General features: G+C 68.4%; 12 protein-coding genes and 1 rRNA gene. 9 read left to right on the plus strand and 4 right to left on the minus strand.

Annotated features, from left to right (window positions below):
* Positions 1-18: 18 nt before the first annotated feature.
* Positions 19-135, plus strand: a 5S ribosomal RNA gene (gene rrf / locus BLP88_RS00005).
* 115 nt (positions 136-250) lie between these two features.
* Here rrf and BLP88_RS00010 read toward each other — a convergent pair.
* Complete coding sequence (locus tag BLP88_RS00010; protein WP_074585963.1) at positions 251-1,276, minus strand: peptidoglycan-binding protein; 1,026 nt, start codon at positions 1,274-1,276, stop codon at positions 251-253.
* Between the two features lie 210 nt (positions 1,277-1,486).
* Here BLP88_RS00010 and BLP88_RS00015 point away from each other — a divergent pair, with 210 nt between their 5' ends.
* Positions 1,487-1,972 (plus strand): SRPBCC domain-containing protein, encoded by a 486-nt coding sequence (locus BLP88_RS00015; RefSeq protein WP_074585964.1) that lies wholly within the window; start codon positions 1,487-1,489, stop codon positions 1,970-1,972.
* Entirely contained in the window at positions 1,965-2,522 is a 558-nt protein-coding gene (locus BLP88_RS00020; RefSeq protein WP_245679713.1) for a GNAT family N-acetyltransferase, read from the plus strand. The genes BLP88_RS00015 and BLP88_RS00020 overlap by 8 nt, the downstream gene beginning before the upstream one ends.
* Here BLP88_RS00020 and BLP88_RS00025 read toward each other — a convergent pair.
* Positions 2,519-3,562, minus strand: a complete 1,044-nt coding sequence (locus tag BLP88_RS00025) for a LacI family DNA-binding transcriptional regulator (RefSeq protein ID WP_281186743.1) — start codon at positions 3,560-3,562, stop codon at positions 2,519-2,521. The genes BLP88_RS00020 and BLP88_RS00025 overlap by 4 nt on opposite strands.
* 32 nt (positions 3,563-3,594) lie before the next feature.
* Positions 3,595-5,337 (minus strand): glycoside hydrolase family 13 protein, encoded by a 1,743-nt coding sequence (locus BLP88_RS00030; RefSeq protein WP_084110654.1) that lies wholly within the window; start codon positions 5,335-5,337, stop codon positions 3,595-3,597.
* Between the two features lie 252 nt (positions 5,338-5,589).
* Between BLP88_RS00030 and BLP88_RS00035 the strand changes: the two genes are divergently transcribed.
* The 6 genes from BLP88_RS00035 (at position 5,590) to BLP88_RS00060 (ending at position 14,420) form a co-directional block, all read left to right on the plus strand.
* Positions 5,590-6,888 (plus strand): sugar ABC transporter substrate-binding protein, encoded by a 1,299-nt coding sequence (locus tag BLP88_RS00035; protein ID WP_074585965.1) that lies wholly within the window; start codon positions 5,590-5,592, stop codon positions 6,886-6,888.
* A gap of 169 nt (positions 6,889-7,057) precedes the next feature.
* The gene (locus BLP88_RS00040) at positions 7,058-8,698 is read left to right on the plus strand and encodes an ABC transporter permease subunit (RefSeq protein WP_139163251.1); all 1,641 of its coding nucleotides are present in this window, start codon (positions 7,058-7,060) and stop codon (positions 8,696-8,698) included.
* A 1-nt stretch (position 8,699) separates the two neighbouring features.
* Positions 8,700-9,584: a sugar ABC transporter permease gene (locus BLP88_RS00045; RefSeq protein ID WP_074585966.1), complete on the plus strand. Its 885-nt coding sequence runs from the start codon at positions 8,700-8,702 to the stop codon at positions 9,582-9,584.
* 14 nt (positions 9,585-9,598) lie between these two features.
* Positions 9,599-11,476 (plus strand): glycoside hydrolase family 13 protein, encoded by a 1,878-nt coding sequence (locus tag BLP88_RS00050; RefSeq protein WP_245679714.1) that lies wholly within the window; start codon positions 9,599-9,601, stop codon positions 11,474-11,476.
* A 190-nt stretch (positions 11,477-11,666) separates the two neighbouring features.
* The gene (locus BLP88_RS00055; RefSeq protein ID WP_074586551.1) at positions 11,667-13,025 is read left to right on the plus strand and encodes an FAD-binding oxidoreductase; all 1,359 of its coding nucleotides are present in this window, start codon (positions 11,667-11,669) and stop codon (positions 13,023-13,025) included.
* Between the two features lie 120 nt (positions 13,026-13,145).
* Positions 13,146-14,420 (plus strand): MFS transporter, encoded by a 1,275-nt coding sequence (locus tag BLP88_RS00060; RefSeq protein ID WP_245679715.1) that lies wholly within the window; start codon positions 13,146-13,148, stop codon positions 14,418-14,420.
* Between the two features lie 85 nt (positions 14,421-14,505).
* On the opposite strand, the gene BLP88_RS00065 is transcribed toward BLP88_RS00060, so the two are convergent.
* Positions 14,506-15,741 (minus strand): amidohydrolase family protein, encoded by a 1,236-nt coding sequence (locus BLP88_RS00065; RefSeq protein WP_074585967.1) that lies wholly within the window; start codon positions 15,739-15,741, stop codon positions 14,506-14,508.
* Position 15,742 lies beyond the last annotated feature (1 nt).

Consider the following 15,742-nt stretch of genomic DNA (forward strand, 5'->3'; position numbering starts at 1 on the left):
CGGAACGGGTAACAAGGTTACGGCGGTCATAGCGTGGGGGAAACGCCCGGTCCCATTCCGAACCCGGAAGCTAAGACCCACAGCGCCGATGGTACTGCACCCGGGAGGGTGTGGGAGAGTAGGACACCGCCGGACATAATTTGGAAGCTCAGGCCCTGACCATGCCGGTCAGGGCCTGAGCTGTTTTAACACACCTTTGCTCACGCGGCAGTGGCTGCGTCAGGCAACAAGCGGTCAGGCTAACGCGCCGTTAGGCAACGAGCGCAGCCCACGTGCGCGGACCCACCACGCCGTCGGCAACCAGCCCGCGCGAACGCTGGAACGAAACGATGGCCGTCTTGGTCTTGGGCCCGAACAGTCCGTCCTGCGCGGTCCGGAAACCCTTGACGCTGGCGCAATGCTGCAATCCGAAGACCGCCTGGCCCTTGCCGCCGTCCCTGCGCGTGACCTGCAGTGCGGTCCAGGTCTTTACGCCAACGACGCCATCGGCAGCCAAACCGCGGGACTTCTGGAATGCGACCACCTGGGCCTCGGTACCGGAACCGAAAACACCGTCGATCGTGAGCGGACGGCCGTGCTGCCGGAGCAGGCGTTGCAACGCGGTCACGTAATAGCCCTGCTTGCCTCGGCGGACCACCCGCCAGGTGGGCCCGCTGGGAGCCGGCGGGGGAGTGGAGGAACCTCCGCCAAGCTTGCGGGCCAAGGCAGCGACCGCCGGATCGCCGGGGCCCCTGACCAGTTCAAAGTGCATTTCGTCCTTGCGGTTGCTGTAGTCGCCGCCCCAGCGGACTACGCCGTCGCAGGCCGAAAGGATGGAACGGATCGCACGGACCTGGGCCGCGCTGAACGTGCCGGAGGCGCCAAGAAAGTGTTCCGGCGCGTTGACGTCGATGGCGGTGCCGCTTGCGTGGTTTGAATAGGAGGTGCTGCCGCTGATCTTCCGGAAGTTGTAGCCCCAGCACTCCCCCTTGCGGAGTGCCTCGACCTCGCTGTTGAAGCGCCGCGCAACGTAGCCGAGGATCGTGTGCGGTGCACCGCTGCGCACGCCCTGCGGGAATGTCACGGCTCCCACGGTCAGTGTGCTCAAGGGAAGGCTGGTGGAGGCCGGCCAGCCGTTCTGCGAGGTGGCCGCCGCAGCCGGCCCGGCGCCCAGCAGGCTTAATCCGCCCACTGCGGCCGCCACAGCGCCGCCGAGAACGAGCCTGCGGTTGACGGGGCTGCCCGGCGCGGCGGAGGTAGCGCCTGGAGTCCCGATACCTGCGTGGTCATTGCACATGTGTTTCTCCTGTTCAGTAGGAACCCGGTTTCGGCGGACTGTCCCGGTCCCGGATTTGCCGGCGAAGCCCGGCGGGTAGTTCGCCGCAAGTGGGGCTTCACTCTTGTTTGTGAGTCTGGCAGCGGCGCCGAGGTGTGCCAATGGTGAGCACTGCCCATCCCCGATTCCAGCCATCTTCACTGCGCTGCCTGCCCGGTAGAGTTGATGCCCATGGACAGCCTTTTCAGCCACCCGGAACCGGGACCGGACCGCCCTTCCTCCGACCTGGAACCCCTCGTCTTCACCGTTGTTGTTCCGGCGCCGGTGGCCCACGCCTTCATGGGGTTCACGGACCACCCGCACCTGTGGTGGCCGCTGGAGGAGCACAGCGTGTTCGGGGCCGGCTCGCACGTGGAGTTCGAAGAGAACCTGATCCTGGAAACCGCGGAGGATGGCCGGACCAGCGTGTGGGGCACAATTGACGACTGGCAGCCCCCGCTGTCTTTCCACGCCAGCTGGTACCCGGCAAGCACGGCGCTCTGGTCCACCGAACTGCGGCTGGCCTTCAGGGCCGTCGACGGCGGCACGGAAGTCCGTCTGGTCCACGAAGGCTGGGAGGGCGCGGAAGACCCGGTGGCAACCCGTGCGTCCTACGAGGAAGGCTGGCCCGGGGTGCTGGAACGCTATGTCCGCTTCATGGGTGGTGCCGGTGGCTAGGATCCGCCGCCTGGGACGGGATGACTGGGAACTGTTGCGGGCCGTCCGGCTCGAGATGCTCGCGGACAGCCCCCTGGCGTACCTGGAGACCCTCGCGGCCGCGCGGCGCCAGACAGACACGCAGTGGCAGGAACGGGCGGCCATGATGTCCGGTGGCACGAACATCACCCTGCTGGCCGACGGCGGCGCGGACGATCCACGGATCCGCGGCCTCATGCGGGTGGTGCTCAAGGAATCCCAGAATGTGGAGCAGCCGCGCAGGGCGATGCTCCTTAGTGTCTATGTAGCTCCGGAATACCGCGGCCTGGGGCTGGCCGAAGAACTGCTTGAGGAATCCTGCAGGGCGGCCCAGGCAGAGCTTGGCGCAGCCGTCCTGGAACTCGGCGTGCATGAGGACAACGAACGCGCAAAGGCCTTTTACCTCCGCCACGGCTTTGGGTACACCGGTGGGTCCCGGCCCTTCCCGCAGGATCGGACAAACGCGCACGGGACGAGGAAGCGGGAACTTTCGATGGAACGCGAGCTCTCCCCGGCCGGATCCCGCTGCTAGCGGGAATTAACCACTATCGAACCACTATGCGGCTGGGGCGGAACCGAGGTGCTCCTGCGGACCACGAACTCGGGTTCCACGATCTCACCCTGGGGTGCGTTGTCGCCGTCGAGCTGGCTCAACAGCATGTGGACGGCATCCGCTCCCTGCCGGCGCGGTGCCTGGTCAAAGGTCGTCAGTCCGAAGACTTCGCCGAGTTCGTGGCCGTCGATGCCGATCACCGAAAGGTCGTACGGCACGCGCAGGCCCAGCTCCTGAGCCGCGGTGATGACGCCGATCGCCATCTCGTCGGAGGCGGCGAAAACCGCCGTGGGACGCCCTGACGGCGCCGCCAGCAGTCGCTTGGCCACCGCGTGCGAGCCGGCAACCGTGAAGTCCGTGCGCACCAGCCAGTCCGGTCGGACTGAGATGCCGGCGTCGTTCATCGCGGTTTCGAAACCCACCCGCCTGTTGACGGGCAGCGCGAAGTCCCGCTCGAACTCGGGCGAGCCGCTCAGGTGCGCGATGTCCCGGTGTCCGAGCCCTATCAGGTGCTGCGTGGCACGGCGGGCGGTTTCGACGTCGTCGATGTGCAGGGTGGCGACGCCCTCGATCGGGCCGCCCAGGCCCACCACCGGGCGCTTCACCCGCAGCAGCTGCTCCACTTCCTCCGGCGAGAGTTCCAGCGAAACCGCCACCACGCCGTCGAGCCGCTGGCGGAGGAGGAAATCGTTCAGCACGCTCTGGCGCTGCCCCGGCCCCTCGCCGGTGGTGTACAGGGTGAGGTCGTAGCCGGCCTCCAGGAGGGCGCCCGAGGCGCCCTCCAGGACGCTTGAGAAGAACCAGCGCTGCACCGTGGGCAGCATGACGCCGATGTTGCGGGTCCGTCCGGACGCCAGGCTGGCAGCGTTGTAGGACGGGACGAAACCGAGTTCGGCGGCGGCGTCGAGGACCCGCTGCCGGCTGCGTTCGGAGACGTTCCCGCGCCCGCTGAGGGCGCGGGACACCGTGGCCATGGACACGCCCGCCGATTGCGCGACATCACGGATGCTCACGCTCACTGCGGTCTCCGTCCTCTACTGGTTCTCCGTGCTCAGGCCTGCGGTTCGAGGCTGAGCCATGCGGCCTCGCCCGGGGCGAGGACCCGCCCGTCCCTGCGCTGGCTGCTCAGCAGGATGTCGAGGTCCGGGAGTTCCAGATACTCGTCGCCGAGGTTCAGCATCACCAGAATAGTGCCATTGACGAACGCAAGGGCTCCGTGTCGGCACCATGACTCGGCCCAGGCAAGGGAGCCGGTGCCCAGGCCAAACTCCCGGCGCAGCTCCAGGGCGCGGCGGTAGACGGACAGGTGCGAAGCGGGGTCCGCGGCCTGGACATCCCGGGCAAGCTCGTCCCAGTCGCGGGGCTGGGGGAGCCAGCTCATCCCGTTGGGGCTGAAACCGTGCGCGGCCTCCCCGGCACGCCAGGGCAGCGGCACGCGGCAGCCGTCGCGGCCTACCCGGGCTCCGCCCGTACGGTGGAAGGTGGGGTCCTGGCGCCGTTCGGCCGGGATGGCCGTGTTGTCCGGGAGGCCGAGTTCCTCGCCCTGGTAAAGGTAGGAACTGCCGGGCAGGGCGAGCATGAAGAGGCTCGCGGCACGGGCGCGGCGCCGGCCCAGCGCGGTGTCCGGCTGCGGGTCATCGGGGCCGATGCCGTCACCCAGGCCCTGCCCGGGATCGGCCATGCCGAGGCGGCTGGCGTGCCGGACGACGTCGTGGTTGGACAGCACCCAGGTGGTGGGAGCGCCGACGGCGTCGAACGCCGCGAGCGAACGGCTCACCACTGCGCGCAGCGGCTCCGCCGCGAACGGCGAGGCAAGGAACGGGAAGTTGAAGGCCTGGTGCTGCTGCCCCGGGGCGACCCAGGCCGCCATGCGTTCGATCGGGTCCACGTTGGCTTCGGCGCAGAGGATGCGGTCATCGCCGTATTCGGCGAGGACCTCGCGCCAGCGGCTGTAGACGTCGTGCAGGGCCGGCTGCCCGAACATCGGCGCCTCGTGGCTGGGGAAACCGTCGGAGGAACCGCCGTCGGCCCGTCCGCCCCAGTCCGGAAGGCCGGGCGCCTTGACGAGGGCGTGGGCCACGTCCACCCGGAACCCGGCGACGCCGCGGTCCAGCCAGAAGCGCAGGACCCGTTCGAACTCGGTGGCAACCGCGGGGTTGTCCCAGTTGAAGTCCGGCTGGCTGGAGTCGAAGAGGTGCAGGTACCACTGGCCGGGGCTGCCGCCGGCCTCGGTGATGCGGGTCCAGGCGCTGCCACCGAAGTGGGACTGCCAGTTGTTGGGCGGCAGCTCGCCGCTGTCGCCGCGGCCGTCCCGGAAGATGAAGTACTCCCGCTCGGGGCTTCCCGGTGCCGCGGCCAGGGCGGCCTGGAACAGCCGGTGCTCGGACGAACAATGGTTCGGGACGAGGTCCACGATGACGCGCAGGCCCAGGTCCCGTGCACGCGCGCTCAGGTGGTCGAAGTCCTCAAGCGTTCCGAAGAGGGGGTCCACGGCGCAGTAGTCGGCGACGTCGTAGCCGCCGTCGCGCTGCGGGGAGGCGTAGAACGGGGAAAGCCAGACGGCGTCCGCGCCCAGTTCGGCAATGTGGTGCAGTTCGGCGGTGATGCCGGGGAGGTCGCCCACGCCGTCGCCGGATGCGTCGCGGAAGGACCGCGGGTAGATCTGGTAGATGACGGCCGAGCGCCACCAGGAGTCGTCGGAGTCCGCGGCATGAACGTGCGTGAGCGGGCCGAGCGCTGGGTGCTCTGCGGCGGTGGCGGCTGCTGGGGAAGCCGCAATTGAGATGGAAGACATGGTGCATTCTAGACAGCTCGAAGGCATTTTGCGGAAACGCTTGCACAAAGATTACGGCCGGTTTCTGGAAGCGCTTGCAATGCCGTCTTCTCACTGTGGGCTGGCCTACACGATGGCGACGGTTGGCAATCTCGAAAGTTCTGAGTAGAGTTTGGAAGCGTTTCCAGATGTGAGGCGGTTCACTTCCGCAAAGCAGCGACGATGGCCATCGGCCGCCCGGCGCCTCACCACAAACATCCAGAAGGGACACCAATGATGGTGCGTTTCACTGAGCAGCCTGGCCTGAGCCGCCGGACCTTCACCATTGGGGCCGCTGCGCTTGCGGCCGTTATGGGCCTGAGTGCCTGCGGGGGAGGGGCTCCGAGCAGCCCTGCTTCCACCGAAGCAAAGAAGGACCTCGCCGCCGCCGGCGCCACGACGATCACGATGTGGCTCGACGCCCAGCGCGCCCCGGCCCTGAAGGCCGTGGCCGAGAAGTTCAAGGCGGACACCGGCATCGAGGTGAAGCTGGTCATCAAGGACTTCGCGGCCGTGCGTGACGACTTCATCACCCAGGTGCCCACAGGCAAGGGTCCGGACCTGGTGGTGGGCCCGCACGACTGGCTGGGCAAGTTCGTCCAGAACGGCGTGATCGCCCCGCTGGAACTGGGCGACAAGAAGTCCCAGTTCCAGGACTCCGCGATCCGTGCCATGACGTACAACGGCTCCGTTTACGGTGTGCCGTACGCGATCGAGAACATCGGCCTGGTCCGCAACACCGCGATCGTGGACAGTGCCTCGGCAACATTCGACGAGGTCCTGGCCAAGGGGAAGGCTGCCGTTGCCGCGGGCAAGGCCAAGTACGCCTTCCTCGCAGGGCTCGATCCCAAGCAGGGAGACCCCTACCACCTGTACCCGCTGCAGACCTCCATGGGCGTGCCGGTGTTCGGCACCGACGCCGACGGCGAATACGACCCGAAGCAGCTGGCCCTGGGCGGTCCCGGCGGCGCAGAGTTCGCCGCCAAGCTCAAGGAATGGGGCGACACCGGCTCGAAGGTGCTGAACTCCAACATCACCGGCGACATCGCCAAGGAAAAGTTCCTCGCCGGCGAAAGCCCGTACTTCATCACGGGCCCGTGGAACGTGCCGGACATGAAGAAGAAGGGCATCAAGTTCGCCGTCGACCCGCTGCCCACCACCGGCAGCAAGCCCGCCCAGCCGTTCATCGGCGTCAACGGCTTCTTCGTCAGCGCCAAGAGCGCCAACGCCTTGGCAACCAACGAATTCGTGGTCAACTACCTGACCACCGAAGCCGTCCAGGACGCCATGTTCGCCACGGGCAGCCTGCCCCCGGCGCTGAAGTCCTCCTTCGACAAGGCCGCCTCCGACCCCGTGGTCAAGGCCTTCGGCGACATCGGCGCCCAGGGTGTTCCGATGCCGGCCATCCCGGAAATGTCCGCGGTGTGGGCCGACTGGGGCGCCACCGAACTGGCCCTCATCAAGGGCAAGGGCGATCCCGCCGCCGAGTGGGCCAAGATGGTCGCCAGCATCAAGGGCAAGATCGGCTCCTGACCCCGCCCCGGGGCCACCGCTGATCCGGGCGGCGCTCCCTGACACCGCAACCTGCTGAGCCGCAGGCCCAGCCATCCGCCCGTCCGGCGGGGGACTAACCCTGCCGGACGGGCGCGCCTTGGCGGCCTCCGCCGTCGCACGCCAGACACCCCCATTGAAGGAATCTTCCATGCCCTCCACTGCCAAGTCCGCCCTTGAGGCGATGCCCGACGGCGACACGCAGCAGCCCGCGCCCCAGCGCCCCCGGCGGGTCCCGCCGGTACGCCGCCGCGGCCCGGACTGCTGGAAGGGGACGCTCGCCAAGATCATCCTGCTTGGCCTGGTGGACGCGGTGGCCGTGTACGTGCTCACCGCGCTGTTCTTCAGCCAGTCCTGGGTGGTGCTGGCCATCGCGGCCTTGGTCACCGTTGCGATCAACTGGATCTACCTGCGGCCTGGCGGGCTGCCGGCCAAATACCTGGCCCCCGGCGTCCTGTTCCTGCTGGTGTTCCAGGTGTTCGTGGTGGTGTTCTCCGGCTACATCGCCTTCACCAACTACGGCGACGGGCACAACGGCAGCAAGGAGGATGCGATCTCCTCGATCCTGACCTCCTCGCAGAAGCGGGTGCCGGATTCGCCTGCATACCGCACGGCTGTCCTGGAAAAGGGCGGCAGCTACTACCTGCTGGTCACCAGCCCGGACGGCGAGGCGCAGATCGGCACCACGGAATCCAAGCTCGAGGACGCTGCCGGCGCAGTCAAGGACTCCACCGGCAAGGCCAAGGAACTGGCCGGGTACCGGACCCTGAACTTCCAGGAAATCGTGGCGCACCAGAAGGACGTGCTGGGCCTGGTGGTGCCGCTTTCGGACAATCCGGCCGCCGGCACCCTGCGGACCCAGGACGGCAGCAACGCCTACATATTCCGTTCGAACATGGCCTACGACAAGGCCGCCGACACCCTCACCGACACCGATACCGGAACCGTGTACAGGGACTCGGGGCAGGGCGACTTTGTCTCGGACACCGGCGGGAAACTCGCCACGGGCTGGAAGATCGACGTCGGCTTCAAGAATTTCGTGACGGCGTTCACCGATCCGGAACTGCGCGGGCCACTGCTCTCGGTGACGCTGTGGACCTTCACGTTCGCCGTCGTCTCGGTGTTGCTCTGCTTCGCCCTGGGACTGTTCCTGGCCATCACGTTCAACCGCAGCGACCTGCGCGGCAAGAAGGTGTACCGGATCATCATGATCCTGCCCTACGCCTTCCCTGCCTTCCTCTCCGGGCTGGTCTGGGCAGGCCTGCTCAACCCCGAGTTCGGCTTCATCAACAACGCCCTGCTGGGCGGCGCGGACATCGCCTGGCTTACCGACCCGGTCCTGGCCAAGATCAGTGTGCTGGTGGTCAACCTCTGGCTGGGCTTCCCCTACATGTTCCTGGTCTGCACCGGCGCCCTGCAGTCGCTGCCCGAGGACGTGGACGAGGCGGCCCGCATGGACGGGGCCAGCGCCTGGCGGATCTTCCGCTCCATCAAACTGCCGCTGCTGCTGGTCTCCGTGGCGCCGCTGCTGATTTCCTCGTTCGCCTTCAATTTCAACAACTTCAACGTCATCTACATGCTGACCGGCGGCGGTCCCCGCTTCGAGGACACCACCCGGGACATCGGCGCGACCGACATCCTCATCACCCTGGTTTACAAGAGCGCCTTCGGCGTGGGCACGGGCCGGGACTACGGCCTCGCCAGCGCCTTGGCGATCGTCATCTTCATCATCGTGGCCGCGATCTCGGCCATCAGCTTCAAGCAGACCAAGGCCCTCGAGGACGTGAACTGACATGAGCACTCTTGCTTCCGCACCCCGCCGCACCTTCCCGCGCTGGTTCCGCGACAAGGGCTGGCGCCACCTGGTGGGCCTGCTCACCAGCATCTTCGCCGTCTTCCCGCTGTTGTACGTGCTCTCCGCGGCCCTGAATTCCACCGGTACGCTCGCCGGTTCGGCCAGCCTCTTCGGCCAGCTCTCCGGGGACAACTTCGCCAAACTGTTCGGCAACGAGCAGCGCCCCTTCGGCCGCTGGTTCGTCAACACCATGGTGGTCGGCCTCATCACCTCGGCTGCGTCCGTGTTCCTCGGCGCCCTGGCCGCCTACGCCTTCTCCCGGATGCGCTTCACCGGCCGCCGGGTAGGCCTGCTCAGCCTGCTCCTGCTGCAGATGTTCCCGCAGCTGCTGGCCGTCGTCGCGATCTTCCTGCTGCTCAGCGGCATCGGTGAGATCATTCCGGCGCTGGGCCTGGGCAGCCAGCTCGGCCTGATCATGGTGTACCTGGGCGGTGCGCTCGGCGTGAACACCTACCTGATGTACGGCTTCTTCAACACCGTGCCGCAGTCCCTGGACGAAGCGGCCAAGCTGGACGGCGCAAGCCACGTGCAGATCTTCTTCGGCATCATCCTGCGCCTGGTCACGCCGATCCTGGCCGTCGTGGGCCTGCTGACGTTCATCGGCATCAGCAGCGAATTCGTGATCGCCAGCGTGGTGCTCACCGACCCCAACAGCCAGACCCTCGCGGTGGGCCTGTACTCCTTCGTGGCCAACCAGCGCACCGAGGACTGGGGGGTGTTCGCCGCCGGCGCCGTGCTGGCCGCGCTCCCGGTCATGGCGCTGTTCCTCTTCCTGCAGCGCTACATCGTTTCCGGCCTGTCCGCGGGTTCGGTGAAGGGATGAGGTTCGGGGAAGGGATGAGCATGCTCGGTTTCGAAGCCCACCACGACGGCTCCCCGCTCTACCTGCCGGACGGCCCGGTTCCGCTCGGCGGAACCACCCGGGTGCGGATCCGGACATGGGCGGGCTCCGCTGTCGGAAACGCGGGCGGAACGAGCGACGGCGGGCGGCCGGCCGCCGTCGAACGCGTCTGGCTGCGGACACTCGAGGACGGCGAGCCGCGCTTCGCGGAGGCCCGGCACCTCGGAGTGGAGGATGGCTGGGACTGGTGGGAGGCGGAGCTCCGCGCGGTCAACCCACTGGCCCGCTACCGCTTCCTGCTTCGGGAGGCCGACGGGCGGAGCTCCTGGCTCAACGCCGCCGGTCCGCACCCGCAGGACGTGCCCGACGCCCAGGACTTCCGGCTGTCCACCGCGCCAGCAGGCCCGGATTGGGCGGCCGGGGCCGTGATGTACCAGGTCTTCCCGGACCGTTTCGCGCGTTCCGCTGCGGCGGACACCCGGCCCGCCCCGGACTGGGCCGTACCCGCGGACTGGGACGCCGACGTCGAGTACAGGGGACCGGAGACCCCGCTGCAGTTTTTCGGCGGCGACCTCGACGGCGTGCGGGAACGGCTGGACCACCTGGCGGGGCTCGGCGTCGAGATCCTGTACCTCACTCCCTTCTTCCCTTCAGCGTCGAACCACCGCTACGACGCCGAGAGCTTCCGCCGCGTGGACCCGTTGCTGGGCGGCGATGAAGCCCTCATCCGGCTGGTGCAGGCCTGCCACGAGCGGGGTATCAGGGTGATCGGTGACCTCACCACAAACCACACCGGGGACACTCACGAATGGTTCCGCACGGCGCTCGCAGATCCGGGCGCCGCGGAACGTTCCTACTACTACTTCGGCGCGGACGGCGGCTACGAAAGCTGGTGGGGTGTGCCGAGCCTGCCCAAGCTCGACTGGGCCTCGGACGGACTGCGCCGGGACTTCGTGGAAGGACCGAAGTCCGTGGTGGCCCACTGGCTCAACGAGCCTTTCAGGCTGGACGGTTGGCGGGTGGACGTGGGCAACATGACCGGCCGGCTGGGGGCCGCGGACTGGAACCACGACGTCGGCGCCCTGGTGCGGCACACAGCCCTGGAAGCTTGCCCGGGCGCGCTGCTCGTTGCCGAATCCACCAACGACGCCGCCCCTGACTTCCAGGGCGACACCTACCACGGCTCCATGAGCTACGCCTCCTTCACCCGTCCGTTGTGGGCCTGGCTGACGGATGGGACCGCGGTGAACTTCTTCGGCTCGCCCCTGCCATGCCCGCCGCGGATCCCGGCCTCGCAGTTCGTGGCCGAATACCGCGCCTTCGCCGCCGCCTACCCTTGGACCGCGCGGCTGCACAGCCTCGTGGCGATCGACACCCACGACACCGCCCGCGCCGCCACCGCCATGATCCCCGGCGGACAGGCAGTGGCCGCGGTCCTTTCCTTCACCCTTCCCGGCATGCCCACGGTGTTCGCCGGCGACGAGTTCGGCCTGGAAGGCATGAACGGCGAACACTCGCGCACGCCCATGCCCTGGGACGAGCCCCACCGCGTGGTGCAGGACCTCCGCGGCCTGTACTCCGCGCTCAGCGCGCTCCGCGGGGAGCCTGTCCTCCGCACCGGCTCGCTGCGCTGGCTGCACGCCGGCGGCGACACCCTCGCCTTCGTGCGGGAACTGGACGGGACCGCCGCGCTGGTGGTCGCCGCCCGGGACGAGGCCGACGTCGTCCTGCCGCCCGGGCTGCTGCCTGCTGGACTTGCTGCGGGCACCGACGCCGCGCTCGCCGTCGGGCGGATTGCCTTGACCGCTGATGGCGACGGCGGCATCCGGTTGCGCGCGGCCGGTCCGGCGGCGGCGGTGTGGCTGCTGTCCTGAACCTACCGTCCTGAGCCAGCCGGGGTTTCCGGGTTAAGCTGGTTGGCACTGAAACACTGCGAAGACTGCCGGCTTGGCAAGTCCGCGGTGCGCATGTGAGGAAACACCCTTGTCACATCAGACGGCAGCAGCCGGGAATTCACAGGAAATCAACGCAGCGGCCAGCCCCAGTGAGGCGCCGGCCGGCTTCATGGAAGAACTCGCCGCAGGGCTGGCCGCGGCACAGCTCACCGCGGACGGCGGCACGCTGTCCACCTATTCGATCGACCAAGGCCCGGTAACTGACTGGCAGCTGCCGCTCGCCGTGGTCTGGGCCGAATCGGTGGAGGACGTGCAGCACATCGCGCGCACATGTACGAAGTACAGCGTGCCCATCGTTCCGCGGGGCGCCGGGACCGGGATCTCGGGCGGCGCGCACGCCATCAAGGGCTGCATCGTCCTCAGCCTCGAACGGATGAACCGCATCCTCGCGCTGAACCCTGAAGACGAGACCGCCGTCGTCGAACCCGGTGTCATCAACGCCGATCTCAACGACGCCGCGGCTGAGTACGGGCTAATGTACGCGCCGGACCCGGCGAGCTACCGGATCTCCACTATCGGCGGCAACGTGGCCACCAACGCGGGCGGGCTGCGCTGCGCGAAGTACGGCGTGACCCGGGATTCGGTGCTGGCGCTGGACGTGGTGCTGGCCGACGGCTCGCTCCTGCACACCGGGCACCAGACCTTCAAGGGTGTTGCCGGGTACGACCTGACCGCGTTGCTGGTTGGTTCGGAAGGTACCCTGGCGATTGTGGTGGGCGTGACCGTGCGCCTGCGGTACCTGCCGCGCGAGGTCCAGACGATCGCCGCCTTCTACCCGGACTTCCGCCGCGCGGCCGCCGGGGTGCTCGCCGTTGGCAAGGCCCGCGTGCAGCCGGCCATCATGGAACTTCTTGATTACGGCAGCCTGGAGCAGCTGGACGAGCTCAACGGGACCGATCTGCTGGCGCGGGGGAAGTCCCTGCTGCTGGTCCAGACCGACGGCTTCGCCGCGGTTGCGGAAGCCGACGTGATCCGGGAGGTCCTGGCGGCCGGGGGAGCGGTGGTGACCACGGAAGCCAGCGAGGAAGCCGAACGGCTCGTGGACATGCGGCGCAGCAGCCGCGGCACCGAGGTGGACGACGAATTCCGGGTGGGCGAGGACATTGCCGTGCCCCGCTCGAGGCTGGTGGATTTTGTCGCCGCGCTGGAGGACCTGGCCGCCCGGCACGAGGTGCGCCTGAAAGTGGTGGCGCACGCCGGCGACGGAAACCTGCACCCCACTTTCTGGGCGGACCGCGTGGACGAACTGACGGACGCGGGCACCATCCACCGGCTCAACGCCGCCCTGGACGAATCCATCGAAGTGGGCCTCCGCCTGGGCGGGACGATCACGGGTGAACACGGCGTGGGCCAGTACAAGCTGCGCTGGCTCGGCCTGGAGCTGCCCGAGCCCGTCCGAGCGTTGCAGCGGCAGATCAAGGGGATCTTCGACCCCGCGGGCATCATGAACCCGGGCAAGGCGATCTGACCCCACTGGTATCCCAACTGGCTCCATGGGGTCATGTTCGACAGGCCAGCACTGTGTGTTTACTTTGATTCACCCGCCCCCTACTCTTATTTGGTATACCAAATGAGAGTAGGGGGCACCGTGAGCGCACGGCGGCAGGGCAAGGGAACCGTGGCCAAGGGAACCATGGCGTGGTCCATCGTGGCCGTCATGGCGGCCCTGCTGATGGTGTCCGTCAACCTGAGGCCGGCCATCACCACCATGGCCGGCGTCATGGGCGGGCTCGAACACGGGTACGGCGTGGACGGGCATCTGCTGCCCGTCCTGGGCGCCCTGCCCGTACTCGCGTTCGGGGTCTCCGCGCCGCTTGGCCCGTGGCTGGCGAAGCGGCTCGGCACCGGATGGGCGGTGGCGGCCGCCCTGCTGGTCCTGGCTGCCATGCTGGCGGCCCGTGCCTTGGTTCCCGGGTTCATCTTCCCTGGCACGTTCCTGGCCGGTGCCGCGATCATGACGGCCAGTGTGCTGCTGCCACAAATCGTCAAGGAACATCACGGCACGGGCTGGTGGACCGGGCTGTGCACCATGGGCTTCGGCCTCGGTGCCGCGCTCGGCGCGGGACTCGTGCAGCCTTTGCAGGCGGCCCTGGGCGGCAGCCTCGCCGGGGCCCTGGCAGTTTGGGCGGTGCCTGCGGTGATCGGCGGCGTGGTGGTGGGGACGGCCGTCCGGCGTGGCCCGGTCCGGGAAGGTCTTGTCCCGCCCCCGCCGGGGACTGACACGGCGAGGGAACCGGCCCGCCGGCCCCTGCGAACGCAGCGCACCGCCTGGGCCGTTGCGGCGTTCTTCGGCCTGCAGGCCTTGCTCTACTTCGCCGTCACCTCCTGGCTGGCCGTGTTCCTGGAATCCAAGGGACTGGGCGCGGCCGAGGCCGCCGCGCTCCTTGCCTGGTTCAGCATTGCGGGCCTGCCCGCAGGGCTCCTCGTTCCGGTCCTTGCCGGCAGGCCGGCGGTGCTCAGGTTCATGGCACCGGGCCTCGGCATCCTGATCGCCGCCGCCTTGCTCGGTGTCCTCGCGGCCCCGGCCGGCATGCAATTCCCGTTGATCGGCCTCCTTGGTTTCGTCCAGAGCGCGCCTTTCGGCCTTGGCATGGCGCTGATCGTCATCCGCTCCTCCGGCCCGCGCACCGCCGGCCGGCTGTCCGCGATGAGCCAGGGGCTGGGCTTCGCGGTAGCCTCCCTGGGCCCGCTGGTCGCCGGCCTGCTGCATGAATGGAGCGGCGCTTGGGCGCCGAGCTTCCTCATGCTCGCAGGTGTCGCGCTGGCGGTGGCGGTGGCCGGGTACCTCGCCGTCAACGGACCGGAGGTCGACGCCGGTGAGGCCGTCGAGCGCGAAACGGAACCGGCCGCCGTCGGGCGTTAAACACACAGCGCGAACGTACAGCTGAGGCCCCAAAATCCGCGGATTTGGGGCCTCAAGTGTACGTTCGCGCTTAAGGAGGGGAGGGTTAGACGAGCTCGAGTTGCTCCGCCACCACCTGGCCGCGGTGCAGGACCGTGCGGTCCGTGCCGCGGTCCATCACGGCGGAGGCGACCGTCTCGCCGTCGACCAGCAGCAGCTCGGCCGGGTCCCCGACGTCGACGCCGGGACGGTGGGCCGTGCCCTTCAGGCGCGTTGCGTTCGGGTCCAGGATGCTGGCCCCGCCGATGCTCGCGATCGCGAGGCAGTGCTCGATCAGTTCGTCCTTGCGGAAGCCGTGGGTGAACGCGAGCTGCCAGGTGCGGTCCAGCATGTCCGTGTTGCCGTACGGGGACCAGTAATCGCGCTGGCCGTCCTGGCCGAGGCCCAGGCGGACGCCGGCCTCGGAGAGGAGCGGGATGGGCAGTTGGTCCGCTACGCCTGCCGAGCCCGGGGCGACGGAGGCCAGGGACACGTCGAGCTCGGCGAACTCGTCAATGAGGCGCCGCGTGGTGGCCTCGTTGACGCTGCCCAGTGAGTACGCGTGGGACATGGTCACCTTGCCCTGCATACCGAGGGCACGGGTGCGTTCGAGGATGAGGTCGGTGCTGAAGACGGCCAGGTGGCCGGGTTCGTGCAGGTGGATGTCGATCGGCACCTGGTACTTTTCGGCGAGGCCGAACACGATGTCCAGGTGCTTCACGGGATCGCGGTCCAGGGTGCAGGGATCGATGCCCCCCATGACCGTGGCGCCGGCCTTCAGGGATTCCTCGAGCAGTTCCGGAGTGCCCTCTTCGCGGAGCAGCCCGGCCTGCGGGAAGGCGATGATTTCGACGTCGGCCTGGTCCTTGAAGTGCTCCTTGGCGGCCAGGACGGCCTCGAAGCGTTCAAGTTTGCAGTCCACGTCCACCTGGGCGTAGGAGCGGACGCGGGTGGTGCCGCGGGCGATCATGCGGCCCAGGGTGTCCTGCACCCGCTCGGTCAGCGGAACTTCGGCGTTGCGCCAGTTCAGGCGGTCGTTCATCATCATGGCCCAGACGCCGGGGGCGCCGGTGTGCTCGCGGAACGGCAGGCCGATCCGGGTGGAGTCCAGGTGGACGTGCACATCGGAAAACGAGGGGACCAGCAGCCGGCCGCGGCCCTCGACGACGGTTGCGTCACCGGCCGGGCGGGCCGGGTCGTGCGGCTCGACGGCGGTGATCTTGCCGCCTGTGCTGTCCGAAACGATACTCACGTCGCTCAGGGCCTGTCCCCAGGGCCGGGCGGCACGGATCAAGGTTTTCACA

The organism is Arthrobacter cupressi (genome assembly GCF_900099975.1).
Taxonomy (GTDB): domain Bacteria; phylum Actinomycetota; class Actinomycetes; order Actinomycetales; family Micrococcaceae; genus Arthrobacter; species Arthrobacter cupressi.

Bases quoted from the DNA above. Each gene is read 5' to 3' on its own strand.
- BLP88_RS00010 (WP_074585963.1), bottom strand. From the start codon at position 1,276: ATGTGCAATGACCACGCAGGTATCGGGACTCCAGGCGCTACCTCCGCC.
- BLP88_RS00015 (WP_074585964.1), top strand. From the start codon at position 1,487: ATGGACAGCCTTTTCAGCCACCCGGAACCGGGACCGGACCGCCCTTCC.
- BLP88_RS00030 (WP_084110654.1), bottom strand. From the start codon at position 5,337: ATGTCTTCCATCTCAATTGCGGCTTCCCCAGCAGCCGCCACCGCCGCA.
- BLP88_RS00035 (WP_074585965.1), top strand. From the start codon at position 5,590: ATGATGGTGCGTTTCACTGAGCAGCCTGGCCTGAGCCGCCGGACCTTC.
- BLP88_RS00040 (WP_139163251.1), top strand. From the start codon at position 7,058: ATGCCCTCCACTGCCAAGTCCGCCCTTGAGGCGATGCCCGACGGCGAC.
- BLP88_RS00045 (WP_074585966.1), top strand. From the start codon at position 8,700: ATGAGCACTCTTGCTTCCGCACCCCGCCGCACCTTCCCGCGCTGGTTC.
- BLP88_RS00050 (WP_245679714.1), top strand. From the start codon at position 9,599: ATGAGCATGCTCGGTTTCGAAGCCCACCACGACGGCTCCCCGCTCTAC.
- BLP88_RS00055 (WP_074586551.1), top strand. From the start codon at position 11,667: ATGGAAGAACTCGCCGCAGGGCTGGCCGCGGCACAGCTCACCGCGGAC.